We start from the raw sequence: 26544 nt of genomic DNA, 5'->3' as shown, positions 1-26544 counted from the left end.
ATGACACCAAGGGCGCCGTCGAGGCCGCCAAGCACGCGGAAGCTTGATCATTCCCTGATCAGGGCGCTTGTGTCGGACTCGCCCCTGTCCTGACAGACGCATCAGATTCGGCCCGGACTTTGTCTGGGCCGATTTGCCTACAATATCCGTATCGTCTGAAACCGGTGGTTCTTTCATGCCCGCAGCCCCTGTCTCCACCGTCTGGTACGTCGCCCATACCAAGCCGCGCCAGGAATCCACCGCGCGGGAACAATTGCTGCGCCAGGATTTCGAGGTCTACCTGCCGCTGTTCAAGGTGTTCAAAAAGCCGCGCGCAGGGGCCCAGCGTGCGCCGGCCGCGCCCGGTCTGACCGCCCGCGAACCGATGTTCCCCCGCTACCTGTTTCTGCGCCCCACGCGGCCCACGCAATCCCTGTCGGTCATCCGGTCCACGGTCGGGATCAGTCGATTGGTGATGTTCGGTCCACAGCCCGCCACCCTGGCCGATGCGGCCGTGCGGGTCATTCACCAGGCCGAGACCCTGCGCGAATCCGCACAGATGGATCAGATCAGCCCCTTTCAGCCCGGTATGCCGGTGCAGATCCAGGATTCCCCCCTGGCCGGCATGCAGGCCCTGGTGCAGGCCGTCTCCAAAGACCGCGTCACCCTGTTGCTGAATATCCTGGGCCGCCCGCAGACCGTGCAGGTCGAATTCGGGCAGATTGCGCCGCTGTGATCGGGCATCCCGCAGCTGTTGGACAGTCAGGCGCAGCAAAAGCCCTGCTAACCCTCCTGGACAGGGCGTCCGAGGCGGCCATGCTTGCCTTGCGCAAGCCTTAGTCCGTTTTCCCTTCCGCCTGCCGCATCATCGCCCACCACACCGCCAGGGATACCAGAAAGAACATCACCCCGTTGTTGCGCCCCAGGATCACCTGTGTCAGGCCGAACGCGGCAAAGCCTGCCGGCAGGCTGGCGCCGCAACAGGCCAGGATGCGCACCGTGGCGTCCGCGTGGCGCAGGCGCTGGGCGAAATACCAGAAACTGGCGATCAGCAAGGCCAGGAACGCCATCAGGCCCAGCGTGCCCTGGTGCAGCCAGATTTCGATGAACTGATTGTGGGTGTTGGATAGGGTTTCCACAAAGGGATCCACCTGGCCAGCCTGGATCAGCGTCTGCAGCTGCGCCTGATAGTCCGCGTGTTCCCAGCCCAGCAGCGGGCGATCGGGGATGCTGATCAGGGCTGCCTTCCAGGCTTCCAGGCGCGCGCCGACATTATTGGTGGCATCTGCGTGCTGGCTGTAGGCATGCCATTCGGAAAAGGCCTCATCAACGCGGCGCTCGGTCACCTGGCCTGCAGGCAGCAGGGTGACAACCAGTGTGATGGCCACTACCAGCAAGGCCGCGCCTGCCAGCACCTGCCTGGCGTGTTCCCGGCGGATCAGCGCCCAGCCGGCCAGTACCATCAGCACCGGCACAGCCACCAGGCCGCCACGAGTCGCCGCTGCGATAAAGGCATAGGCGCCGGCCAAAGCGCCTATCAGCAAAAAGGCCGCCCATCCCCTGCGGCGCTGGATCGCGGACAGCGCCGCCCCCAGCACGCACCAGAACGTCATCATCAGCGCCATGTCCCCGAAGGGGATCGCGCTGGTCACAAAACCCTCGGCGCGATCATAGGCCAGGATATGCACCTGCCACCAGGCCACTGCTGCCGTGCCCAAGCAGCCCAGCACCAGCCCTATCCATAGCCAATCCAGCCGCAACTGCACCCGCCGCAGTCCCCACAGAATAGGGATCGCCAGCAGATAGCGCACTCCCTGATCCAGATATTTGCCCGAGTCGCCGTGCCAGACCACCGCCAGCGCATTGATCAGGAACACGGCCAGCAGCAACAGCAGCAGCGTCCGGTCCTGGATGGTCCATGGTGCACAGGATCGGGGCATCGCCCGATGACCGTCTGTGCTGCTGGTGTGCCAGCGCCCGCGACGGGACCACGCAGTCGCCAGCCCCCCCAGCAGCAACAGACCGCCGCCCCAGGAATAGCCATTGGGCGCCGACAGGGCCAGCAGGAAGAACAGCGCGGCGCTGGCGGACATCCAGATCGACAGCCGGGCGGCTGGGATGGGAGACATAAGCAGATGAAGTGAAAAAGAAGCGGAACGCCATTTTACTGGCCTCCCACGCTTGTGATTGAACAGAACTGCCGTCTTTATCGTCCTTGTTCCCGTTTCGTCACAGAGGGGGTAAACACCGAGTCAATCCGGATTGCAAATCCGTCCGATTTGCCTGAAAAGACAACTTGTCACATTTCGTGACTGTCAACTTTTACAGGAAATCACTATGTCCATTCGACATACCGCCATCATTTGCGCCTGCCTGGGTTTGCCGCCGCCCACCTTCGCCCAATCTTTGCCGGCTGCGCCCGAGGCGCCGTGGGATCCGTCCCCGGCGCCTTTTTCTTTACAGGGGGAACTGCATCAGCCGCCCGATAGCCGGACCATCACGCGCACGTTGCTGCTGAAGCAAGACAGCGGCTTCAGCGTGGCGGGCGGCCAGACTCTGGGCATTCAGGGTGCGATCTGCGCGCCTGCCGGGGCGGGCTTGGATGCTTGCCTAGGCCTAAGCGATCCTGCCGTATTGCCCCCGTCTTTGTTTCTGAAGCTGGGCGACGGCCACTTGGCCCTGTCTGGCGCAAACAGCTATCGCGGCAACACCGCGCTGCTGCAGGGCAGCCTGGGGCTGCAGTCCGGCCAGGCCTTGGGCCATGGCGCCAACACCCTGGATATGGCTGGCGGCACGCGCCTGGATCTGGCCGATGGCGTCATCGTCCATCAGAACCTGCAGGCGCAGTCGTTTGCCGCGATTGCTCCCCTGGCGCCGATCGCCTGGGGCATGACGCCGTCGGCATCCGTCGACCCTGCTGTCACGTTGCGCGTGGATCGGGGCGCTGCCACCTGGCAGGGCGGCATCACAGCCGACATTCCGTTGATCAAAGACGGGGCAGGAACCTTACGCCTGCTGGGAACGGGCTTTGCGCCCGATCATGCCCTGGAGGTGCGCCAAGGCGGCCTGCAGATCGGGCAGGGAGGCCTGGCCATGGGGCAGTTCTGGTTCGGCGCCATCCATACCCGCCCGGGTACCGTGTTGTCCGGCACCGGCCTGATCCGGGACGCCCTGGTGGCAGGCCATCTGCAGCCCGGCGCACCCGGCGCAGCGGGTGCGCTGTGGTTCGGCAATCATCTGCAATTGGCCGACAGCGCTCAGACCCGCTTGCCCATCGGCCTGAACGAACCTGCCCTGCGATCCCTGGGGTCGGCCCGTTTGGCGGGCGATCTGTGGCTGGACCCTATCCCCGGCCAGTGGGCGCCCAATACCCGCTATGCCATCGTGCAGGCGGACGGCGGTCTGGATTACACCCCCGTTGCTGTATCCGACCCCGCTGCCATGACAGCGGTGGGGATCAGCAGCGGCTCAGGTCATTTCGCCCGGGTGTACAGTCCCCTGCGCTATCTGGACCCTGTCCTGGACTATGGCCCGCAATCCGTCGGTCTGACCCTGCGTTATAACGCCCAGGGCTTGAACACTGCGGACCCCAGCTGGCGCAGCGCCTTGCTGGATGACAGCCGGTTTCTGCGCGAATCGGCCCTGGCGCATACCGGTAGCGGCCGGGCGTGGGCGCAGACCTGGGCGGCGAACACGGAACGGCATCATCAGCCCGGTTTGCCGGGTGATGACCGCGACACCAGCGGCCTGCAGGTGGGCGTCAGCCGGCTAGTGGGGCGGGGCTGGCACGCAGCCGCTTTTGCCGGATGGCAGGACAGCCGCCAATCCACCCGCGCGCCTGCGTGGACAGGGGGTGGCAGCGTCTACCAGGTGCGCGACCGCGCCGCGCACTTGGGTCTGGGCGCCCAGTACCGTGGTTCGGTCATCACGCTGGGGCTGGGCGTTGCGCAGTCCCATCACCGGGCGTCGATCAGCCGCCAGGCCGATCCCGCAGAATCGGCCCTGATCAGCCGCGCCCATGCGACCTTGACCCAGTCGTGGGCGAACATCCGCCCCACACAGCCCCTGTCTGCAGGGGATTGGGCGTTCATCCCCTGGGCGCGTGCCGCCTGGCTGCATCTGCAGCGTCCGGCTATCCGGGAAAAGACCGGCATGGCCGCCGTCACTCTGGCTGCACAGACCGATCAGCGTTGGCTGACTCAACTGGGCATCCAGGCAGAACGCCGCTGGCCCACGTCATATGGCGATGCCAGGCTGTTTGCCCAAGCTGGCGTGCGCAGCGTGTGGGGCGGGCGCGGATTGCATGGTCGCCAGACGTATCAGGCTGACCCCGGGACCCCATTTGACGTCGCGGGTTTGCCTATGGGCCGCGATGCCCTGTCGCTGGATATCGGCGTGCATGCGCCCGTCCATCCGCGGGCATCTGTCACCCTGGCCTATACCGGTCAGCATGGCGGGGGACAGATGCAGCATGGGGTGTGGCTGGGAGTGGGTATTGCGTTGGATAGCAAGCTGCCTGGGCGGCGCTAGAGCAAATGTAATCGCGTGATCTGCGCCGCATCGGGTGACAGGCGATGCGGCGTAGAGTTGGTTTTTAGGAAGATTCCGATTGCTTTTTCTGGTCGACTGGGCAAATTGGCGCTACTATCGCGTTCACGTATTGAACAACCCCAGGCGCTTGCTGACCGTGTCACAGCACGGCGGTAGCGTGTCTGAAACATTGCGAACTATGTCCCATACCCAGCACGAAACCGCCATCGTCGATCCCGGCGCCCAGATCGGTGAAGGATCCCGCATCTGGCATTTCGTCCATGTCTGCGGCGGCGCCCGCATCGGCGCCGGAGTGTCCCTGGGCCAGAACGTATTCGTCGGCAACAAGGTCATCATTGGCGACCGCTGCAAGATCCAGAACAATGTCTCTGTTTACGACAACGTCATTCTGGAAGAAGGCGTGTTCTGCGGCCCCAGCATGGTGTTCACCAACGTCTACAACCCCCGGTCCCTGATCGAGCGTAAAAGCGAATACCGCGACACCCTGGTCAAAAAGGGCGCCACCCTGGGCGCCAATTGCACCGTCGTCTGCGGTGTCACCATCGGGGAATTCGCCTTCATCGGCGCGGGCGCCGTCGTCAACAAAGACGTCAAACCCTACGCGCTGATGGTCGGCGTGCCCGCCCGCCAGATCGGCTGGATGAGCGAACATGGCGAACAACTGGACCTGCCCCTGACCGGCGACGGCGAAGCCATCTGCACCCATACCGGCGCCACCTATCGTCTGACCGACGGCCTGTGCACCCGCCTTTGAACCCACCTGAAGCGAAACCATGCAATTCGTCGACCTGCACGCCCAATACCAGCGCCTGAAATCCGACATCGATGCCAACATCCAGCGCGTGCTGGCGCACGGCCAGTTCATTCTGGGGCCTGAAGTCGCCCAGCTGGAAGAACGCCTGGCCGACTATACCGGCGCCAAGCACTGCATTACCGTCGCCAACGGCACCGACGCCCTGCAGATCGCCCAGATGGCGCTGGGCATCGGGCCGGGCGACGAAGTCATTACCCCCGGATTCACCTACATCGCCACAGCCGAGACCGTTGCCCTGCTGGGCGCCAAGCCCGTCTACGTGGATATCGACCCGCGCACCTATGTCCTGGACCCGGCCAAACTGGAAGCCGCCATCACCCCCCGGACCCGCGCCATCATTCCCGTGTCCCTGTATGGCCAGTGCGCCGACATGGATGCCATCAACGCCGTCGCCGCCAGGCACGGCCTGACGGTCATCGAGGACGCCGCCCAAAGCCTGGGCGGCAGCTACAAAGGCCGCAAAAGCGGCAACCTGTCCACGATTTCATGTACCAGCTTCTTCCCCAGCAAACCCCTGGGCTGCTACGGCGACGGCGGCGCGATCTTCACCAACGACGACGCCCTGGCGGTCGTGCTGCGCCAGATCGCCCGCCACGGCCAGGATCGCCGCTACCATCACATCCGCGTCGGCGTGAACAGCCGCCTGGACACCCTGCAGGCCGCCATTCTGCTGCCGAAGCTGGCCGTGCTGGACGATGAAATCGCCGCCCGCCAGCGCGTGGCGGACACCTACACCCAGCTGTTCAATGCGGCGGGTATCCAGGCCACGCCCGTCATCGAGACCTACAACGTCTGCGCCTGGGCGCAGTACACCGTGCAGATCGATGGGCGCGACGCCGTGCAGGCCGCGCTGAAGGACGCCGGCATTCCCACTGCCGTGCATTACCCCATTCCCTTGAATCGGCAGCCCGCCGTGGCGGATGACGGCGTTTCGCTGCCGGTCGGTGATGCCGTGGCCGAGCGCGTGATGAGTTTGCCGATGCATCCGTATATGGACGAGGCGGCCATCGGCCGCGTCGTCGGCGCTGTGGCGCAATGCCAGTTAGCTTGATGTTCTAACCTTTTTATCCAACCCGAACGAGAGACATGAAAAATTTCGCCCTGATCGGCGCCGCTGGCTACATTGCCCCGCGTCATATGAAAGCTATCAAGGACACTGGCAACAGGCTGGTTGCGGCCTTGGATCCTAATGATTCGGTGGGCATCATTGACAGCCACTTCCCGGATGCTGAATTTTTCACTGAATTCGAGCGTTTCGATCGGCATATTGACAAGATGCGCCGGTCTGACAAGTCGGAAAACATCGACTATGTCTCTATCTGTTCACCCAATTATTTGCATGATTCGCACATGCGCTTTGCCTTGCGGTCCGGCGCAGATGCAATCTGCGAGAAACCGCTGGTGCTGAATCCCTGGAATATCGACGGCCTGCAGGAAATCGAGCGCGACACGGGCCGGAAGGTTAACACCATTCTGCAACTGCGCGTACATCCTGCTATCGTGGCTTTGCGCGATAAGGTCGCGGCGCAGAAAAAGGACAGCAAGCACGAAGTTGATCTGACTTACATTACGTCCCGCGGCCACTGGTATCTGCAGTCCTGGAAAGGCGACGAGAAGAAATCCGGCGGTATCGCCACCAACATCGGCGTGCACTTCTTTGACATGCTGCACTATATCTTCGGCGCACTGCAGGCCAACGTTGTGCATGCCAGTGCGGAAACCTACGCGGGCGGCTACTTGGAGTACGAGCGGGCGCGGGTTCGCTGGTTCTTGTCCGTGGATTACAACGACGTGCCGGATGCGCAAAAGGCTATCGGCCAGCGTACCTACCGGTCCATTACGGTGGATGGAGAGGAAATCGAGTTCTCTGGCGGCTTCACCGATCTGCATACGCGCAGTTACGAAGAGATTCTGGCGGGCCGAGGCTTCGGGTTGGAGGAAAACCGTGTGGCCATCGAGACCGTATCCACCATCCGCAATGCGCCCTTGACCACATTGACGGGTGATTACCATCCGTTCCTGAAAAAATGACTGACGGCGTTTACGAAGAAAACCACCTGAAGGTTCTGCGTTTGCTGGAGGCTGACCCGGGGCTGAGCCAGCGTGATTTATCGCAGGTCCTGGGGATCAGTCTGGGTAAGACCAATTACTGCATGCGCGCTCTGCTAGATAAGGGGCTTATCAAGATGCAGAACTTCAGAAATAGCGAGAACAAGCTGGGTTATGCCTATCTGCTAACGCCTGCAGGTATTGCTGCAAAAGCAGATTTGACTCATCGTTTCCTGAAAATAAAAGTTCGGGAGTATGAATTGTTACGGCACGAAATAGAGGAATTGCAGCGTGACGCAGCCGATTCCTAGCGCATCTATCATGCGTTTGGTGCAAGGGTTCTGGCGGCATCTGAGCCTGCGACGTAAACATCAGCTGAGCATATTAATGCTTTTGATGGTGTGTTCCTCATTTGCGGAAGTGCTTAGTTTAGGCGCTGTTCTTCCATTTCTGGGGGTTTTGACTACACCAGACAAGGTTCTCCATATCGCTTTGATACAACCGGTATTGCATTGGCTTGATATTCATACTGCGGAGCAACTGTTGTTGCCTGTGACCTCCGTCTTTATTCTGGCGGTGTTATTGGCAGGAGGGATGCGACTGTTGATGCTTTATGTGAGCACAAGGCTATCGTTCGCAATAAGCGCGGATTTTAGTTATGAGGTATATCGACGCACCTTGTATCAGCCTTACCTAGCTCATGTTTCAAGAAACAGTAGCGAGATCATAAATGGCATTACCAATAAAGTAGGTCTGATCCTTTCTGGATTATTAATGCCTCTGCTGACCTTGATTAGTTCGGTTCTGATGCTCGGCTCCATTCTTGTGGCTTTGATGGCTATTAATCCAGTCATGTCCTTGGCTGCGTTTTTGGGGTTCGGCGTCATCTATGGCGTGGTCATGTTTGTCATGAAACGCCGGCTTGCCGAGAATAGCGAAAGGGTCTCGTTGGAGGGACCCCGAGTGATCCAGGCTCTCCAGGAAGGGTTGGGCGGTATTCGGGATGTGCTTATTGACGGGAGCCAGCTAAGCTACTGCGGGGCGTACCGTAATGCCGACGTGCCTCTTCGGCATGCACAGGCCAGCAGTTTGTTCATTGCGGGGGCGCCACGTTTTGCTGCCGAGGCATTGGGAATAGCCTTTATAGCTATTCTGGCTTATGTGCTTGCCATGCAAGAGGGCGGGGTGGCAAACGCGATTACGACCTTAGGCGCGCTCGCTTTGGGCGCACAGCGAATGCTACCCCTGCTGCAACAGGGGTATCAGGCGTTAGTCAGCATACGAAGCAGCCAGCATTCTCTCGGAGATGCCTTGTCCCTGCTGGGTCAGCCTATCGATGCATCTGTGTATCAGGAAAATGCCACGACAACATTGTCATTCGAACGCGGCATTCAGCTCGAGGGGGTTGGCTTCCGCTATGCGGCAGAGGGGGCAAATGTACTGAGGGATATCAACCTGAACCTTCCTTGTGGTCATAGGATAGGTTTCATTGGTACGACGGGAAGCGGGAAAAGTACATTATTAGATGTAATCATGGGCTTGTTGCCGCCTACCGAGGGTAGAATCTTGATTGATGGTGTGCCTCTTCAATCAGAGAACTTACGTGTTTGGCAACGACGTATTGCTCATGTGCCTCAGGCCATATATCTATCCGACAGCAGCATATCTGAGAATATCGCATTTGGTGTGCCTGCCCGTAAAATTGATATGACGAGGGTTAAAAAGGCGGCACGGCAGGCGCAAATTTGTGATTATATTGAGTCTCTCCCAGATGGGTATAGTACTCATGTTGGCGAAAGAGGGGTCCGGTTGTCAGGTGGGCAACGGCAGCGTATTGGTATTGCTCGGGCACTATACAAACAGGCACAGGTAATCATCTTTGATGAAGCCACCAGTGCGTTGGATAATGATACCGAACGTGCAATAATGGATGCAATAGATTCCTTGGACAGAAACCTAACTATTCTCATGATTGCTCATCGTCTGTCCACATTAGAGAGGTGCGATCAAGTTATTGAGATTGGTAAGGGGCGTATCGTACAGATTACGGATTATCGTAATATCATACAAAATTAAATTATTTTGGCGATGTTTCTTGACGGAGTGCAGCATTCGCTTCCTGGGTAGGCGTCGGACGCTTGTGAGTTGTCGATTTATTCGCATTCGAACTGGTGCGAGCATCCTTGATAAGGGGGTGTTTGATCAGCCCTTGAAACACTATACACATTCGCCTGCCTAAAATAGCAAGTAGGCGTATGACTGTGTTTATGACCAACAGCAAGCAGGAAGTGATGGAATTACTGACCCAACCGGAACGCCGGCGGCGCTGGCTGGTGGAGCAGAAGCTGGTGATGGTGCGCGAGAGCAACGAGCCTGGTCGGACGGTTTCGATGGTGGCGCGCCGCCATGGCTTGAACCCGAACCAGCTTTTCCACTGGCGCAAACTGTACCAGGACGGCGGCTTGTCGGAGCTGGCCGACGCACTCAAGCAGATCCGAGAATTGCAGCGGATGCTGGGCAAGAAGACCATGGAGAACGAAATTCTGCGTGAAGCGGTGGAGTAGTACGGCCGCTCAAAAAAAATGGATTGCGCGCTCGCCCTCATTGCCAGGGGAAGATCTGTGAAACGAGGCTGTGAAGTCCTCGGCGTGGCGCGCTCGAACATGGCAGTCAGGCTGGCACGATCAGCGGATTGGCGCGATGGCCGCACGGCCCGCCTGACGCAGGATGCGGAGTTGGTCGAAGAGATCCATCGGCATGTCGGGTAGTTGCCCAGCTACGACTATCGCCGGATCTGGGTGCTCGTGCGGCGAGGTCGGGAGCAGCGCCGGGAGCCGCCTGTCAACGCCAAACGGGTCTTACCGGGTAATGCGTGACCATGGCCTGCTGCTGGAGCGTCGCAAGCGGCCTCAAATGCCCGCACGGCGCCACGATGGGCAGGTCGCTGTCCTGCGCAGCAATCAGCGCTGGTGCTCTGAAGGGTTCGAGTTTCGCTGCGACGGCGGCAGCCCCTTGCGGGTGACCTTCGCCTTGGATTGCTGCGACCGCGAGGCCATGAGCTGGGCGGCGACCACCGCTGGACACAGCTGCGATGTGATGCTGGCGGCGCTGGAGCACCGGTTCGGCAATGCTGGTCAAGTGCCGCAACAGATCGAGTAGCAGAGCGACAACGGCTGGGACTACCTAGCGCTGCCAAGACGCTTGAGTTCTCGCCAGACGCATTGGCCTGAAACCGCTGACCACGCCCGTGCGCAGCCTCCAGAGCAATGGCATGGCCGAGAGCTTCGTGAAGACGATCAAGCATGATTATGTCGCCTTTATGTCCAAGCCAGATGTGTCCACGGCGCTGCAGAATCTGGCGGCCGCCTTCGAACATTACAACGAACGGTATCCCCACAGTGCGTTGAAATACAGATCCCCCAGGGAGTTCACGCATCACCAGGATTTATCAACCCAAGGGTGACTCTGTGTCCGGTGATGCAGGGGCAAGTCTAGTTGTTTTCTTAGAAGCTTAGATAGCAGTGTCGGATTTTTGAGCATTAGGCGTGGGTTAATCCTGTTCGCGCGTCCCAAGTGTGGAGGGTGCCAGAGATGAGTGGTAGTCGAATCATTTAGACTTGTGTATATCACCCTGGATTCCGCTCAGAGATTCCGCATGCGCGAGCATATCGAACTTAAAATTTAATTAAAAATTGGAGCATTATGCTAAGTTTTATCAGCGCATCTGCGACACGGTTTCGAACTCACTTGGCGTGGTGCATGGGTGTCGAAGAATAGTATATTAATCAATATATTTATTGAATCGGGGGTGTCGTGATGCGGGTTCTGCTTGTTGGGTCGGCTGACTCCATTTGGTTAAAAAAATATGTAGATAATATTGGTGATGATCCCAGGATAGAATTTTCGATCCTTTCTCCTGATAACTGCATGTTTAGTGAATTCTATAGAGAAAAAAATGTATGCGTATATACGTCTCCGTTCTCTCAAAGACGTGCAGCTGAAGGCGTTGATGAGGGGGGCGTGAAAACGGGTGGGCGGAAGGGCGTCAGAGAAATAGCTAAATCTATTCTTCCCGGGTTTTTGTCCAAACGTATATATTATTATCTCCTTTCTAGGAGGGTGAAAGAGTTCCTAACGTCTCAGGATCAATTCGATATTGTTCATTTTCATTACGTTTCTGATGACTCCGATTTGATTTATTATAATTCAGTCAAAAAATATAACGCTAGGGTAATATTAACTTATTGGGGTAGCGATCTATTGAGAAATGGTAGGCCTGGGGGTAATAAAAAAATAAGAGAAAGAGCAGATCATATTGTTTGCTTGTCAGCTAAGCTGACCGCCTGCTACTTTGGTTTTTATGGGGATATGGAAAAGAATAAGTTAAAAACAATAGGGTTTGGTATATCTGGCTATGATTATATCGATAGGGTTTATAACGAAAAATTCAGGCTAGAGACGAAAGACTTATTGTCGTTTCCTGAGTGTAAGCTGCATGTTGCTGTCGGGTATAACGCCTCGGAGGCCCAGCAGCATGTTGGTGTGATAAGGGCGATAGCGCGCTTGCCTAAAGAATATAAGAAAGGGTTGCACTTAATTCTGCAATTCTCCTATGGTAAGTCAGAGGATAGCTCTTACTACAGCTTAATTAATCGAGAGCTTGAGGCTTCGGGATGTTCCTGGACTATAATAAACGAGTTCTTAGACGACTATAGTAGCGCCTTGCTAAGGTGTAAAATCGATATTTTTGTTCACGCCCAGATAACGGATTCCTTATCTGCAAGTATGCTTGAATATTTGTATTCAGGGGCCATCGTCATTAATGGCTCTTGGCTGGAATATCCGATGCTGAACGCTTTAGGAAATAAGTGCCTGTCGTTTGACGACTTTGATGGCCTCACTGGGGTGTTGGAGTCTATAATCGCTAATCCTCGTGAGCGGGGGGGAATGAGCGTTTCTGACAAGGAGGCGTTGAGGTCAATAAATTCTTGGCAAAGTGTGAGGTCGGCGTGGTTGGGCCTATATACATCTTGATTTCGGTGTAATGCACTGCATTTCCTATAGCATTTTGTGTTTGATGAAAAGATGGGCTATAGGGGAGATTCCTCTGAAATTCAAGCGCCGCCAGGCGCGAGTTAAAGAGCAATTTTTCTAAGTTTAGAATATGGTAAATTTCGTGGAGTTCGTGTAAATGCGTGTCTTCATCGGTCCGAATGAGGTGGCCGGGCAGTATAGAAATCTAGCCATTGCCTTGCGCGCTATCGGGGTGGATTGTGATTACTATATTTTCAACGACGAAAACTTGAGGTATGGCGGCGATCTTGGGAGTTCCAGGCTGCCGGCGCTAGTAAGATGGCTAAATGTTCATAGGCGGAACAAACCCAAGGTTGTGAGGCTCCCGATTTCAATTTCCATTGAGTTAATGTCGGCGATCTTCATGCTGCGTTGTATATTTCTGTATGACGTGTTTTTGTTTGGCTTCGGGTGTTCCTTTTTGCGTTGGAACATTGATTTGCCGATTCTAAAATTTTTCAAGAAAAGGATAATTGCTAACTTATCACATGGATCAGACATGACGCCACCCTATATTGATGGTGCCTTGCTTGATCACGCGTCTAGGATGCCTGAGTCTGATGTTTTACTTGGTCGCTCTGTTGTGATGAAAAAGAGAATAAAAAGATTTGAGAAATATGCCGATTTGATAATTGGCTCTCCCTTATCATCTTCGTATTATTCCGATCGGAAATTCATAAATCTTTTTTATATTGGGCGAGTCAGTCAAGGATTCCGGTATACAGAGCGGCAGAAGTCTACCGCTGATGATCGCTGCTGTCATGGCGTCTTTTCTCGTAGGGTGCGCATCTTGCATGCCCCATCCCACGCTCCTGGGAAAGGTACGGCTATTATTAAAAAAATGATAGCCGATCTGTTGCAGGAGGGATATGAAATAGATTTCGTAGAGATAGTTGGGAAAAGCAATGATGCGGTTATTGAAGAATTGAAATCCTGTGATTTGGTGGTGGATCAGGTGTATGCTGATCTTCCAATGAGCGGTTTGGCGGCAGAGGCAGCTTGCTTGGGAAAGTCTACTTTGATCGCCGGATATGATTTGGAAAGATTGAAGGTTATAACCCCTCCAGAGTGTTTCCCGCCGATGTTGGTTTGTGATCCGGATGAGCTTTATGTAACTCTGAGAGAGTTGCTTGATGATCCTACAGAAATACAGTCCGCTGGCGAAAGGGCAAAGAATTTTGTCTTTGATCATTGGGGGGAGCGAGCTGTTGCTCAGCGATACCTGAAGTTGTTCACGGAGGGCACGCTTCCAGACGCATGGTGGTATGACCCAAAGGGGGCGATATTCCTACATGGCTACGGCTTAAGCAAGGCCGGCAGCAGGGAAGTAGTGTCGCGGATGATCGATAGGTATGGTGTTCGCGCCCTCGGATTGGGGCATCGCCCTGACCTGGAGGCTGCATTTTTGAATTTTTTGAGGTCTCCTGACTGATATGTGTGGTGTTCTAGGCGCGTTCTTACGCAAGGGGCTTCCAAATCAGGATGTGCGCATTCGCTCGGCGTTACGTGCGTTGCAGCATCGTGGTCCAGATGATTCTGGAGCAGAGAGTTTCCCCTACCTCGATGGGTGCCTGATCCTGGGGCATACTAGACTCTCAATCATTGACCTTTCAGATGCTGGGCACCAGCCGTTCCATAGCGCAGATGGTCGTTACGTCATTATTTATAACGGTGAGATTTATAACTATCGGGAACTTCGTTCGGAGCTCACCTCTCTAGGCTATGTCTTCCGTACGGAATCCGATACCGAAGTCTTGTTGACTGCATGGACTGCCTGGGGGCGCGACTGCCTGTGCCGCCTGATTGGAATGTTTTCGTTCGCAGTCCTGGATAGGCAGGAAGTTGCGCTGACTTGTGTGCGCGATGCGTTTGGCATCAAACCACTCTTCTATACAGAGGAGGATGGTAATTTCATATTCTCATCAGAGATTCGAGCTTTGACGGCACTCAAGTTGCACAAGGCGGAGGTGAACTGGCAGCGATCTTATGATTATCTTGTCCATGGTGAATATGATAATAGCGAGGAAACTTTTTTTGCCGATGTGAAGCAATTGCCGTCTGGCCACTTCATGACTCTCGATTTGACTGAGGGAGCGGCGCCAGTGTTGTCAAAGTGGTGGGCGCCACAGATCACTGAACGGATCGATCTTTCACCGGGTGAGGCAGCCGAGCGGATAAGAGAATGCTTTCTGAACAGTGTTCGTCTTCATCTGCGCAGCGATGTTGCGCTTGGTGTTGCCTTATCCGGAGGGATTGACTCGTCTGCCGTTGCATGTGCCATGCGGTATGTCGATCCCCAGATGCCGATAAACACATTCAGCTTCGTCGCCAGAGGCAGTCCGGTTGACGAGGAGCGCTGGGTTGACATCGTTAACCAGAAAATTCAAGCCAAAGCGCATAAATTGGTCATTGCTCCTGGCGAGTTGGTGCGAGACATCGACGACCTGATACATGCGCAAGGGGAGCCGTTTGGTAGCATGAGCATTTACGCTCAGTATCGTGTCAACCAGTTAGCGAGCAGTAGCGGCGTGAGAGTCACGTTGGATGGGCAAGGGGCGGACGAAATCCTGGGAGGATATACCGGATTTCCGGGCGAGAGGGCGCATAGCCTGCTGGATGAGCGCCGCCTCGGAGCTGCATTGTCCTTTATCGGTTCCTGGGCGAAGTGGCCAGGACGCAGCAAAGCCTCAGGGTTACGGGCGCTCTTGGCGGAGCTTAGTACGGGATCTGTGCATGAATTGATGCGCTGGGCTGCAGGGATGAATCGGGTGCCGAGCTGGGTCATTCAGGACACCGTTGATGAGATGAATATCGCCCATCGGGTCGGGCGGTTTCGATCCGGAAGTAGTGCCAGCGGGAGGCGCATGGTGGCTCAGATGGCGAATATGTTGACCAAGCATGGATTGCCTGCACTATTGCGCCATGGCGACCGTAATTCAATGCGTTTCTCAGTGGAAAGCCGTGTGCCTTTTCTCTCGGTTGAATTGGTTGAGCTTATGTTGTCCATGCCGGAAAATTATCTGGTTTCAGCGCGTGGGGAAACTAAGCATATCTTCCGCGAGGCGATGCGAGGCATCGTGCCAGATGAAGTCCTGTTCCGCAAAGATAAGATCGGGTTCGAGCCACCAGAGAAGGAATGGATTCTCTCGATTGCGGGGAAGGTCAGAGAATGGTTGAGCGAGGATGTCTCGATTCCTTTCATTCACCGTGATGTTTTGCTGACGCAATTTGACGAGGTCGTTGCAGGCAGGCGGCCCTTCACATGGCAGGTTTGGCGCTGGATCAATTTTTATCGCTGGCGGGCATGCCTCACTGTCTGAGAGAATCGTAAGCTTCGGATCGAATTTCATATCGGTGAGGATGATGCGCTTGATACCCTGAGTGGTGGGCAGTTGGCATGCGTTCTGATTGATTATTTCCCTTGGAATAATGGCATCAAATATTCTTAAGATGAATAATATTCATATCACGCTGACTGAGTTCAGGAATGAGAGTAGGGTTATCAAGGAAACAACCTCTCTGGTTTCTCTTGGTTTGTTCAACAAGGTCCGTGTCGTAGCCCTAGGGGCAGATGATCTACCTGAACGTGAGACGGTCGCGGCTGGGGTGGATGTGGTCAGAATCCGGTTAAGGACTAGGCATTTACCTAGAAATATATTATTTCAAGCTGTCAAGTTCGTGGAGTTTTTCATCCGGGCCATGCTTCAGGCGTATCTGTTCCGCCCGGGTGTCATCAATGTTCATACACTGGCTCTGCTACCTGTCGGCTGGTCGGTGAAAATGCTCTGTGGTAGTAAGCTTGTTTATGATGCGCATGAACTGGAGACGGAGGTGGTGTGGCTTCGTGGGGTGAAACAGAGGGTGGCGAAGGGGATAGAGCGATGCTTCATCGGATCATGTTCCTTGGTGATCGTTGTGAGTGAGAGTATTGCGGACTGGTATCAGAAGGAATACTCGATAAAACGGCCTTTTGTAGTCATGAATTCACCTCGCCGCATCGTTCCTGAAAGCTCGAATAAGCTCAGGAGGGAATTGAACATTTCCGATAACCAGTTGATTTTTTTGTATCAGGGAGGGCTGACTCGTGGTCGAGGTGTGAAAGCTCTGATGGATGCGTTCAAGGTCAGGATGGACAATAATGCTGTCATAGTTTTCATGGGCTATGGCGAGCTATTGGCGGATGTTGTCGATGCATCGCAGCAGTGTGAAAGAATATTTTATCGTCAGGCTGTGCCTCCCCGAGAATTGCTGGGCTGGACGTCTTCAGCAGATGTCGGTGTGTCTTTGATAGAGCCCAGTTGTTTGAGCTATCTATATTGCATGCCCAATAAGTTGTTTGAGTATGCGATGGCGGGCCTGCCTGTAATGGTCTCACAAACGAAGGACATGGCGGACTTCGTGAGAAAATGGAATATTGGCGTGGTTTTGTCGGATATGACGCCTGCCGGAATTAACCTGTCTGTCGATCAGATGGTTTCTAACGTCAAGTTCCGCGAAGGTGGGGAGCGTGCCTATAAAGCTGCGCTTTGTCATTCGTGGGAAGTGCAAGAGGTGCACCTATTGGAGGGCTATGCGTCAATGGGCGTGTATCCGGTATAGGGATTGTCCGACACATTGGGCGCTTCGTTTTTTGATTTCTTCCTCTTGTGGATAGATATTAATCTCTGCGGCTATGATAGCAATTCTTGAATATGGAATGGGGAATGTTGCTTCCATAAAAAATATGTTTCGCAAGATCGGAGGGGATGCAATGATAGTGTCTTCGCTTCGCGGGCGGGATGGTCTGACCGGAATTGTATTGCCTGGAGTGGGGGCATTCGACAACGCGATGGGGAAGTTAAGCGAGCTTGGCTTGATAGAAGATCTGAATGATTTTGTCCTGGCTAAAAAAATTCCTTTTCTTGGTGTGTGTCTGGGCATGCAACTCTTGTTTGAGTCAAGTGAAGAAGGGCGGCTTCCAGGATTGAGTTTTGTCCAGGGAGATGTGAGACGATTTTCAGGAAAAGATTTTGAAGATGGGAAATTGAAAATACCACATATGGGCTGGAATCGGGTCAGTCCGCGTCAAGGCGCCTGGTTATCTTGCGAATCCGATGAAGAGCAGAGATTCTATTTTGCGCACTCCTATCATGTGGTGTGCCGTGATGACGCGGATGTGGCTGCGACATGTCATTATGGGTACGATTTCACTTGCGCGATTCAGCGTGGCAACATTCTTGCTACCCAGTTTCATCCTGAGAAAAGCCATAAATTCGGCTTGAGTGTATTTAATAGCTTCATGAGCATAGCGTGCTGAGTATCAGAGTCATACCTGTGCTCCTGTTGAAAGATCAGGGGCTGGTCAAGGGGGAGAAGTTTCGCGATCATAGATATGTTGGGGATCCGATAAACGTTGTCAAGATATTGAACACCAAAGAGGTTGATGAGCTTGTGTTCTTTGACATTATGGCCAACCAGAATGGTAGTAAACCAGATTATGGATTTTTGGCAGATATTGCGTCTGAGGCCTTCATGCCCTTTGGCTATGGCGGCGGTCTGACGAAGGTGATTGATATAGAGCGTCTATTCAAAGTCGGAGTGGAAAAGGCCATCATAAATACGGGCGCACTTGATTTGAATTTCATAAGAGATGCTAGCCGCATTGCCGGCTCACAGAGCGTTGTGGCATCTATCGATGTGCGCAGATCGTTGCTGGGAAAGTATGAGGTCTACACCAGATCTGGTACCTGCAATACGAAGATGGACCCTGTTATCCATGCGAGACAGTTGGAGGAGGCCGGAGCGGGTGAATTGATCATATGTTCTGCGGATCGTGATGGCACGCTCAGAGGGTATGATCTCGAATTGATTTCAAGGATCTCAGCGTCCGTCTCTCTGCCCGTTGTGGCGTCTGGAGGGGCTGGATCTGTCGAGGACATGAGGCATGCGGTAATGGCTGGGGCTTCTGCGGTGGCTGCGGGCAGCATGTTTGTTTTTCATGGAAAGTGGAAGGCGGTATTAATTACATATCCGAAGTATTCGGATCTCTTGGCCGCCTTTAAGGAACGAGAGTGAAAGTGGAAAGGCAATACCAGGTATGTTCACGCTGTGTGATGGATACATCTGATCCAGAGATCGATTTCGATGATGTTGGTGTATGCAGTCATTGCCACAAATTTGATGCCGAGACATCAAAAAATTGGTTCCCAGGAAAGGATGGTGAGCAAAGATTGTCGGTTATTTGTGATGGAATCAGGAAGGAAGGCAAGAATCAGGAATACGATTGCATTATGGGCCTGAGTGGCGGCATAGATAGTTCCTATCTTGCATTGAAGATCAAGGATTATTCACTGCGTCCGTTGGTGGTTCACGTTGATGGTGGGTGGAACAGCGAGCTTGCTGTACACAATATTGAGCGTGTTGTTGACTATTGCGGATATGATTTGCATACGCAAGTAATCCAATGGGGGGAGATGAGGGATCTACAGGTTGCGTATCTGAGATCGGGTATCGCCAACCAGGACGCACCTCAAGATCATGCCTTCTTTGCCGCGCTGTATAAGTTCGCTGTGAAAAACCGGATTAGGTATGTGATTAGTGGAGGTAATATTGCTACTGAGTCTGTTTTTCCTGGCGCGTGGCATCATTCAGCCATGGATTTGGATAATCTGATGGCTATTCATAAAAGATTTGGTACTGCGCCACTACGTACTTTTCCGCTCATGAGTTTTTCTCAGTATTATTTTTATTTTCCGTTTATTCGCAAGATGAGGACTGTCCGTCCGCTTAATTATATGGCGTATGATAAGAATGAGGCGTTGGGCTATCTTAAGGGGAGGATTGGATATAAGGACTACGGGAGAAAACACGGGGAGTCGATCTTTACTAAATTTTTTCAAAATTACTATCTTCCGAAGAAATTTGGTTATGATAAGCGCCGACCGCATTTGGCCAGCCAGGTTCTCAGTGGCCAAATGGGGCGGGATGAGGCGTTACTGTTGCTAGAGCAGCCGCTGTATGATTCGCATGAGCTCGTGGAAGATAAAACGTACATCGCCAAGAAGCTGAGAATTTCGGTGGAAGAGTTAGATGCGCTTTCTACCCCTCCCGGAAAAGACTATGCGGAATATAAGAACTGGGATAGAAAGTACATGGCTGTCAAAAAAGCACAACAATTGGTGGAACAGTTCTCTCGCAAAAGAATTGGAAACTATTCATAGATCATGCTGCGTTGGCAGAAAGCGAACAAGTTTGATGAGGTTCGCTTTTGATGGGAAACAACAATCCATCATGATTCCTAATTTGTAATTTGAGAAAATTTATGCGGGTTGTCCATATCACCTCAGCTCACTCGCGCGGTGACGTCCGTATTTTCCTGAAAGAGTGCGCCAGTCTGGCTCGGTATGGACATGAAGTGACCCTGCTCGTGGCGGATGGTCTAGGAGATCAGCCCTGTCAGGGAACCGACATGGTATCCATTGTGGATGCCGGTCGATTTGATGGCCGAGTCAGGCGAATGCTTAAAGCACCCAAGCGGTTGCTGAAATTGGCGAAATCGATCCATGCCGATGTCTATCACTTGCATGATCCAGAGCTCCTGATCATTGCGCTTGCATTGCGAAAGGGCGGTTGCAAGGTTATTTTTGATGCTCATGAAGATGTACCCAAACAGATTCTAACCAAGCACTACCTTCCACCTTGGACACGCCACGCTATTTCTCGCGTGGTTTCCGTGTATGAGCGCTATGTGTGTAGCCGATTGAGCGGAGTGGTTGGTGCGACGCCGACGATACGGGATAAGTTTATGGTTTGCGCTCAACGAGCCGTGGACGTGAACAACTTTCCTCTGTTGGGGGAGTTGGATTCCGTGGGTGATTCTTTACGTACCGGCATGGATATCTGCTATGTCGGAGGAATGGCGGCCATTCGAGGGATCCAGGAAATTGTGCGAGCTATGGGATATGTGACGCAGCGTGATGTTTGCCTCAATCTCGTCGGCTCATTTATCGAACCGGAAGTAGAAGCCCGGCTACGGGCATCTCCTGAGTGGTCTAGCGTCAAGGCGTGGGGGCAACAGAACAGGACAGGAGTTCGCCAGGTACTAGCTCGTTCCAGTATCGGCCTGGTCACACTGCATCCAACCGTGAACTATGTGGATGCCCTGCCTATCAAGATGTTTGAATACATGGCGGCGGGGATTCCTGTCATCGCTTCGGATTTTCCGTTGTGGCGTAGCATCATCGAATCTGCGGGGTGCGGCGTTTGCGTCGATCCGCTTGATCCACGAGCTATTGCGCGGGCCATTGACGACTTGCTGGCGGACCCGGATCGCGCTGTGAAGATGGGAATGAATGGTCGCCAAGCTGTCCTTGAACGCTTTAACTGGGGCATAGAAGAGAAAAAGTTGCTGGACTTTTATCAGGGACTTTCAAAAACAGAAAGAGCGTCCAGCTGACTGCCGCGGCTTCTTTTTATCATATTGGAACTAAAAAAATGTGTGGAATTTTTGGGGTCGTTGGTGCAGGCTCTCTGGCAGAGAGTGATTTGCGTTGCCTGGTGACTCATGCCCAGCAACGCGGCATGGACTCCAGCGGATTGATGCGCTATGACGGGCATGGTTATCGAGTTGACCGTGCCGATTTTGGGGTGGTGCGCCTCTGGAAGCAGCTGGGCAGGCCATCCGGCCCCGTGATTTTTGGCCACAGTCGTCTGGTTACCAATGGGCAGGCGGATAATCAGCCGGTCGTGCGTGACGATGTCTGTGTGTTCCACAATGGAATCATTGTCAATGTTGAAGAATTATGGCCTCTGTCGAGAGAGCCCAGGCGCCTGTTGATTGATACGGAGATCATTGCGGCGCTGACGTTGCAATCGCTGAAGGACGGTGTGCCGGTAGAGGAACTGCCGGAGAAGATTCTTGCAGTGTGCGAAGGCGTGGTCGCATGTGCGCTGGTGCTGCCGCGACAGGGGAAATTGTGCCTGTTTTCAAATAACGGCAGTTTATTCCTTGGTCAGAAGAATGGTGTGCAGGTTTATGCTTCCGAATCGTATCCCTTGGAGGAAATGCATTGCACCGATGTGCGGCAGGTGCGCGATGCGGTGTTTATTGACATTCCGGTTTCAAATACGCCGGTTGCCGTGTCCGATCAGGCTGGGACGCGTCCGGCTTTGATACCGGCTCTGGGCTCGACCGCCAGCGAGGAATGTCTGCTGGAGTACCCTGAGTACAAGCTGAAGCGCTGCAACAAGTGCTTGTTGCCAGAGAGCATGCCGTTCATTCGTTTCGATGCGGCTGGGGTCTGCAATTATTGCCATAACTACAAACCCAGAAATAGGCCAAAGCCGAAAGAGGAGTTGCTTGCCCTGTTGGGACCCTATCGACGGACTCAGGGCGCCGAGTGTATCGTGCCTTTTTCAGGTGGTCGGGACAGTTGCTATGGGCTGCATCTGATCGTCAATGAGTTGAAGATGCGCCCCATTACCTATACCTATGATTGGGGTATGGTCACAGATCTTGGGCGAAGGAATGTCAGCCGCATGTCCGCCAGCCTGGGCGTCGAGAACATCATTGTTGCCGCGGATATTAGGAAGAAACGCAGAAATATTGCGATGAATTTAAAGGCTTGGTTGAAGGCCCCCCATCTGGGCATGATCAGTGTGCTGACCGCAGGGGACAAACATTTCTTCAAGCACGTAGAAACCATCAAGAAACAGACTGGCGTTTCCCTGAATTTGTGGGGTGTGAATCCGCTGGAGGTCACTCATTTCAAGGCCGGATTTCTTGGAGTGCCGCCTTACTTCGAAGAGGAGCGGGTGTATTCCCATGGTCTTATGAAACAGTTGCGTTATCAGCGGCTACGGTTTCGGTCCATGTTGCAAAGTCCGGGCTACTTTAATAGTTCCCTATGGGATACGTTGTCGGGGGAATACTACCGCAGCTTTACTAAAAAGAGCGACTATTTTCATCTGTTCGACTATTGGCGTTGGGATGAGAAGCAAGTGGATGCTACTCTGGATCAATATCAATGGGAGAGAGCGCCTGATACATCGACTACATGGCGTATCGGTGACGGCACGGCTGCTTTCTATAACTATGTCTACTACACAGTGGCTGGCTTTACAGAACATGACACCTTCCGCAGCAACCAGATCCGTGAGGGAGACCTGACGCGCGAAGAGGCGCTGGAAATGGTCAGGGAAGAGAATCAGCCGCGCTATCCGAACATCAAGTGGTATCTGGATACGCTGGGTATGGATTTCAAGGAGGTGATCTCCGTGGTGAACCGCATTCCTCGTCTGGTGAGCGCGTGAGTCATTCCGGGCGCTGCATCTGGTATGTTTCCAAATATGTGTCTCCACCTGCCAATAACAGTTCGGGGGGGCGCGGATACTTGCTCATGCGCGAGTTGGCACGCGTGGGCAACAGATGTGTGATCTTGACTTCCGATTCTAATCAATTGGCACGGGTGCCCAGCCTGACTCAATCCGTATTGGTTCAGGAAGTCGAAGGTATGACCCTATGCTGGATTCGCACGATGAAATATTCGGTGGCCAAGTCGATGCGGCGAATCCTGAGCTGGCTGGATTTTGAATTCCGGTTGTGGCGGATGCCTAAGTCATCTCTGCCGAAGCCGGATGCGATCGTGGTTTCCAGTTTGTCCCTGTTGACGATCCTGAACGGCTTCTGGCTTCGCCGGAAATATCGGTGTCGGCTCGTCCTGGAAATTAGGGACATTTGGCCCCTGACCATTACGGAGGAAGGCGGCTTCAGCCGTTGGAATCCTTTGGTGCTGGGCCTGGGGATGATAGAGCGGCTGGGATACCGCCACGCTGATGAGGTGGTGGGCACGATGCCCAACCTGGGTGAGCATGTGCGGAATGTGTTGGGTTATGCCCGTACGGTTCACTGCATCCCGATGGGCGTGGATGAGGCTTCTCTTGCAGAGGCCTCCCCTTTGTCTCAGGAGTATATTGATGCCTATCTGCCTGAGGGCAAGTTCATTGTTGCGCATGCGGGGACGATTGGAATCACCAACGCCCTGGATGTGTTCATGGAGTGCGCCCAATCCTTTCAGCACCATCCGGACATTTGTTTCGTGATTGTGGGGGATGGTGATCTCCGAGCCGGCTACCAGCAGAAATATGCGCATGTGCGTAATCTGATCTTTGCGCCCAGAGTGCCAAAGCAGCAGGTTCAGTCCGTATTGTCCCGATGCAGCCTGCTGTATTTTTCGGTGCATCCTTCCAAGGTCTGGCGTTATGGGCAGTCCTTGAACAAGGTCATCGACTACATGCTTGCTGGTAAACCGGTGGTGGCATCCTATACCGGGTATCCGTCGATGATCGACGAAGCTGACTGCGGGTGTTATGTTCCTGCCGGAGATGCAGAGGCGCTCAGACGGGAGATCCTGCGTTATGCGGCCATGCCGGTCGATCAGCGGCAGGCTGTGGGCCAAAAGGGCCGGGACTGGGTTCTGCAGCACCGGCGATATCCTGTGCTGGCCGCCCGGTATCTGGATATCTTGTTCCCGGTCGAGCGCTAGTACAGCCAGCAGTGTCGTGGTCTGCAGGAGCTCTCAGGCTGTCGGTGTTGAGTGGATGTACCCTTCGAGAGCATAGAGAGCTTCGTGTTGAAAAGATTATTAGACATGTTGGGAGCAAGCTTGGGGTTATTGATCCTGTCACCAGTGATCCTGATCCTGGCATGGATGATCAGACGCCGCTTGGGCAGCCCCGTGCTGTTCCATCAAGTGCGCCCAGGCCTGCAGGGCCGCCCCTTCCGCATGACCAAGTTCCGCACGATGCGGGATGCTATAGGCGCTGACGGCCAGCCATTGCCGGACGCGGAACGGATGACGCCGTTTGGCCGCTGGCTGCGTGCGACCAGCCTGGATGAATTGCCCGAACTCTGGAATGTGCTGAAGGGCGACATGAGCCTGGTGGGGCCGCGCCCCTTGCTGATGGAATATCTGCCGCTTTATTCGTCGGAACAGGCGCGCCGCCACGAGGTGCGCCCTGGCGTCACTGGCTGGGCGCAGATCAATGGGCGCAATGCGCTCAGTTGGGAAGAAAAATTCCGTCTGGATGTATGGTACGTAGATAATCAGTCGCTGGGGCTGGATCTCAAGATCCTCTACCTGACGGTGAAAAAGGTGCTGGTCCGCGACGGGATCAGTGCGGCGGGCGAGGCGACGATGTCAAAATTTACGGGGCGTCATGAATAGGCAAGCTCAGGTTGGTCAGACCTTGGCGATCGTGGGGGCCAGCGGCCACGGCAAGGTCGTGGCCGAAGCCGCGTTGGCGGCAGGCTGGGGCGCGGTGGAATTTTATGATCGGGCCTGGCCGGGCAAGCGGCAGGTCGGTCGCTGGGCGATTACGGGGGACGATGCGGCATTGTTGAGCGCATTGAGTCGCCTGGATGGGGTAGTGGTCGCCATTGGGAATAATCAGATCCGCCTGGACTTGTTGACGCAGTTGCGACAGGCGGGGGCCAAGGTGGTGTCCATCCTGCACCCGAAGGCCTGCATCTCCGGGTCTGCCGATGTGGGGGTGGGCACGGTGGCCCTGGCGGGCGTCGTGGTGAATGCCGATGCGGTGATCGGTTCGGGCGCGATTTTGAACACGGCATGCAGCGTGGATCATGATTGCATCCTGGGTGAAGCCGTGCACATCAGCCCAGGCGCCCATCTGGCTGGCGATGTGCGGGTCGGTGATCGTTCCTGGGTCGGGATTGGCGCGTCGGTGCGCCAGGGGGTGCGCATCGGTTCTGGCGCCATGGTGGGCGCCGGTGCCGCCGTGGTGTCGGATGTCGCCGATGGCTTGACGGTGGTCGGGGTTCCGGCCCGGCCCCTCTAAGTCGGGGGAAATTGTCCGTGCCCGGCTTACAATGGCTTACCTCAGAATAGCTGGATGCCGATGTGCTGAACACCCCCTTTCCCCCTTGGCCTTCGTTCACGGCTGAAGAAGCCGACGCCGCCCGCGATGTGGTCCTGTCCAATCGCGTGAACTACTGGACCGGCCAGGAATGCCGTGAATTCGAACGCGAATTCGCCGCCTGGGCGGGCACCCGCCACGCGATTGCGCTGGCCAACGGCACAGTGGCGCTGGATCTGGCCCTGCAGGGACTGGGCATCGGAGCGGGGGACGAGGTCATCGTCACGCCCCGCACGTTCCTGGCGTCCGCATCCTGTATCGTCAATGCGGGGGCGGTCCCCGTGTTTGCCGACGTCGATCCCGATTCCCAGAACATCACCGCCGACACGATCCGTGCCGTGCTGACCCCGTGCACCCGGGCGGTGATCTGCGTGCACCTGGCGGGCTGGCCCTGCGACATGGATTCCATCATGGACTTGGCGCGCGAGCGCAATCTGCTCGTGATCGAGGACTGCGCCCAGGCGCACGGTGCACGCTGCAAGGGCCGCCCGGTGGGCTCCATCGGCCACGTGGGGGCCTGGTCGTTCTGTCAGGACAAGATCATGACCACAGGCGGCGAGGGCGGCATGGTCACGACCGACGATACCGACCTGTGGAAGCGCATGTGGGCCTACAAGGATCACGGCAAATCCTGGGATGCCGTCTACGAACGGCAGCATCCGCCCGGCTACCGCTGGCTGCACGAATCGTTCGGCACCAACTGGCGCATGATCGAGGTCCAGGCCGCCATCGGGCGCATTCAGCTGCGGCGCATGGCGGATTGGCAGGCGGCGCGTCTGCGCCATGCCCGGCGGATCTGGGAACACGCCCGGACGCTGCCTGGTCTGCGGGTGCCCGCGGTGCCGGATTCCATCGATCACGCAGCCTATAAATGCTATGTTTTCCTGGACCTGGGCGCGCTGGCGCCGGGGTGGACGAGGGAACGCATCCTGCAGGCCATCGCGGACCAGGGCGTGCCGGTGTATTCGGGATCCTGTTCCGAGATCTATCTGGAAAAAGCATTTGACGGCACGGACTTCCGCCCGATGGATCGTCTGCCGGTGGCCCGTGAATTGGGCGACACCAGCCTGATGTTCCTGGTGCATCCGACTTTGCAGGATGAACATATCGACAAGACATGCAAGGCCCTGAGCGCCGTGATGGCGCAGGCAACGGCATGAGGGCCG

At 55.1% G+C, this 26544-nt stretch carries 21 protein-coding genes and 1 pseudogene; 21 read left to right on the top strand and 1 reads right to left on the bottom strand.

Annotation, left to right across the window (positions count from 1 at the left end):
* Positions 1-175: 175 nt before the first annotated feature.
* Positions 176-715: a transcription termination/antitermination protein NusG gene (gene nusG, locus VDP79_RS08790; protein WP_323017832.1), complete on the top strand. Its 540-nt coding sequence runs from the start codon at positions 176-178 to the stop codon at positions 713-715.
* A 100-nt stretch (positions 716-815) separates the two neighbouring features.
* Here nusG and VDP79_RS08785 read toward each other — a convergent pair whose 3' ends face one another.
* Complete coding sequence (locus VDP79_RS08785) at positions 816-2108, bottom strand: O-antigen ligase family protein (RefSeq protein WP_323017831.1); 1293 nt, start codon at positions 2106-2108, stop codon at positions 816-818.
* Positions 2109-2316: 208 nt separating this feature from the next.
* Here VDP79_RS08785 and VDP79_RS08780 point away from each other — a divergent pair, with 208 nt between their 5' ends.
* The 20 genes and pseudogenes from VDP79_RS08780 (at position 2317) to VDP79_RS08685 (ending at position 26538) form a co-directional block, all read left to right on the top strand.
* Positions 2317-4509, top strand: a complete 2193-nt coding sequence (locus VDP79_RS08780) for an autotransporter outer membrane beta-barrel domain-containing protein (protein WP_323017830.1) — start codon at positions 2317-2319, stop codon at positions 4507-4509.
* Positions 4510-4708: 199 nt separating this feature from the next.
* Entirely contained in the window at positions 4709-5284 is a 576-nt protein-coding gene (locus VDP79_RS08775; protein ID WP_323017829.1) for an acyltransferase, read from the top strand.
* Positions 5285-5303: 19 nt separating this feature from the next.
* Entirely contained in the window at positions 5304-6395 is a 1092-nt protein-coding gene (locus VDP79_RS08770) for a DegT/DnrJ/EryC1/StrS family aminotransferase (protein ID WP_323017828.1), read from the top strand.
* 35 nt (positions 6396-6430) lie between these two features.
* Positions 6431-7375: a Gfo/Idh/MocA family oxidoreductase gene (locus VDP79_RS08765; RefSeq protein WP_323017827.1), complete on the top strand. Its 945-nt coding sequence runs from the start codon at positions 6431-6433 to the stop codon at positions 7373-7375.
* Positions 7372-7704: a MarR family EPS-associated transcriptional regulator gene (locus VDP79_RS08760; RefSeq protein WP_323017826.1), complete on the top strand. Its 333-nt coding sequence runs from the start codon at positions 7372-7374 to the stop codon at positions 7702-7704. Before VDP79_RS08765 ends, VDP79_RS08760 begins: the two co-directional genes overlap by 4 nt.
* A complete protein-coding gene (locus VDP79_RS08755; RefSeq protein WP_323017825.1) occupies positions 7685-9469 on the top strand; it encodes an ABC transporter ATP-binding protein in 1785 nt (594 codons plus the stop codon). The genes VDP79_RS08760 and VDP79_RS08755 overlap by 20 nt, the downstream gene beginning before the upstream one ends.
* Positions 9470-9648: 179 nt before the next feature.
* Positions 9649-10856, top strand: a pseudogene (locus tag VDP79_RS08750) (IS3 family transposase).
* A gap of 353 nt (positions 10857-11209) precedes the next feature.
* Positions 11210-12427 carry a hypothetical protein gene (locus VDP79_RS08745; protein WP_323017824.1) on the top strand — a complete coding sequence of 406 codons (1218 nt, stop codon included), beginning with the start codon at positions 11210-11212 and terminating at the stop codon, positions 12425-12427.
* A 157-nt stretch (positions 12428-12584) separates the two neighbouring features.
* Positions 12585-13898 carry a hypothetical protein gene (locus tag VDP79_RS08740; protein WP_323017823.1) on the top strand — a complete coding sequence of 438 codons (1314 nt, stop codon included), beginning with the start codon at positions 12585-12587 and terminating at the stop codon, positions 13896-13898.
* A 1-nt stretch (position 13899) separates the two neighbouring features.
* Positions 13900-15786, top strand: a complete 1887-nt coding sequence (gene asnB, locus VDP79_RS08735; protein ID WP_323017822.1) for an asparagine synthase (glutamine-hydrolyzing) — start codon at positions 13900-13902, stop codon at positions 15784-15786.
* Between the two features lie 130 nt (positions 15787-15916).
* Positions 15917-17065, top strand: coding sequence for a glycosyltransferase (locus tag VDP79_RS08730; protein ID WP_323017821.1), 1149 nt, complete (start codon positions 15917-15919; stop codon positions 17063-17065).
* A gap of 73 nt (positions 17066-17138) precedes the next feature.
* Complete coding sequence (hisH, locus tag VDP79_RS08725) at positions 17139-17762, top strand: imidazole glycerol phosphate synthase subunit HisH (RefSeq protein WP_323017820.1); 624 nt, start codon at positions 17139-17141, stop codon at positions 17760-17762.
* On the top strand, positions 17756-18520 hold the full coding sequence (locus tag VDP79_RS08720) for an AglZ/HisF2 family acetamidino modification protein (protein ID WP_323017819.1): 765 nt from the start codon (positions 17756-17758) through the stop codon (positions 18518-18520). Before hisH ends, VDP79_RS08720 begins: the two co-directional genes overlap by 7 nt.
* Positions 18517-19665: an N-acetyl sugar amidotransferase gene (locus tag VDP79_RS08715; protein WP_323017818.1), complete on the top strand. Its 1149-nt coding sequence runs from the start codon at positions 18517-18519 to the stop codon at positions 19663-19665. Before VDP79_RS08720 ends, VDP79_RS08715 begins: the two co-directional genes overlap by 4 nt.
* Positions 19666-19766: 101 nt before the next feature.
* Positions 19767-20900, top strand: coding sequence for a glycosyltransferase family 4 protein (locus tag VDP79_RS08710; protein WP_323017817.1), 1134 nt, complete (start codon positions 19767-19769; stop codon positions 20898-20900).
* Positions 20901-20938: 38 nt separating this feature from the next.
* Positions 20939-22756 (top strand): glucosamine 6-phosphate synthetase, encoded by a 1818-nt coding sequence (locus VDP79_RS08705; protein WP_323017816.1) that lies wholly within the window; start codon positions 20939-20941, stop codon positions 22754-22756.
* An 86-nt stretch (positions 22757-22842) separates the two neighbouring features.
* Positions 22843-23988 (top strand): glycosyltransferase family 4 protein, encoded by a 1146-nt coding sequence (locus VDP79_RS08700; RefSeq protein WP_323017815.1) that lies wholly within the window; start codon positions 22843-22845, stop codon positions 23986-23988.
* An 84-nt stretch (positions 23989-24072) separates the two neighbouring features.
* A complete protein-coding gene (locus VDP79_RS08695; RefSeq protein ID WP_323017814.1) occupies positions 24073-24669 on the top strand; it encodes a sugar transferase in 597 nt (198 codons plus the stop codon).
* Positions 24662-25300 carry an acetyltransferase gene (locus VDP79_RS08690; protein WP_323017813.1) on the top strand — a complete coding sequence of 213 codons (639 nt, stop codon included), beginning with the start codon at positions 24662-24664 and terminating at the stop codon, positions 25298-25300. The genes VDP79_RS08695 and VDP79_RS08690 overlap by 8 nt, the downstream gene beginning before the upstream one ends.
* A 62-nt stretch (positions 25301-25362) precedes the next feature.
* Positions 25363-26538, top strand: coding sequence for a DegT/DnrJ/EryC1/StrS aminotransferase family protein (locus VDP79_RS08685; protein ID WP_323017812.1), 1176 nt, complete (start codon positions 25363-25365; stop codon positions 26536-26538).
* The last annotated feature ends 6 nt before the right edge of the window (positions 26539-26544 follow it).

The sequence above is a fragment of the Castellaniella sp. genome (genome assembly GCF_034675905.1).
GTDB lineage: Bacteria > Pseudomonadota > Gammaproteobacteria > Burkholderiales > Burkholderiaceae_B > Castellaniella.
Note: the sequence above shows the minus strand (reverse complement) of the source record. Positions and strands in the feature narration are given on the sequence as shown.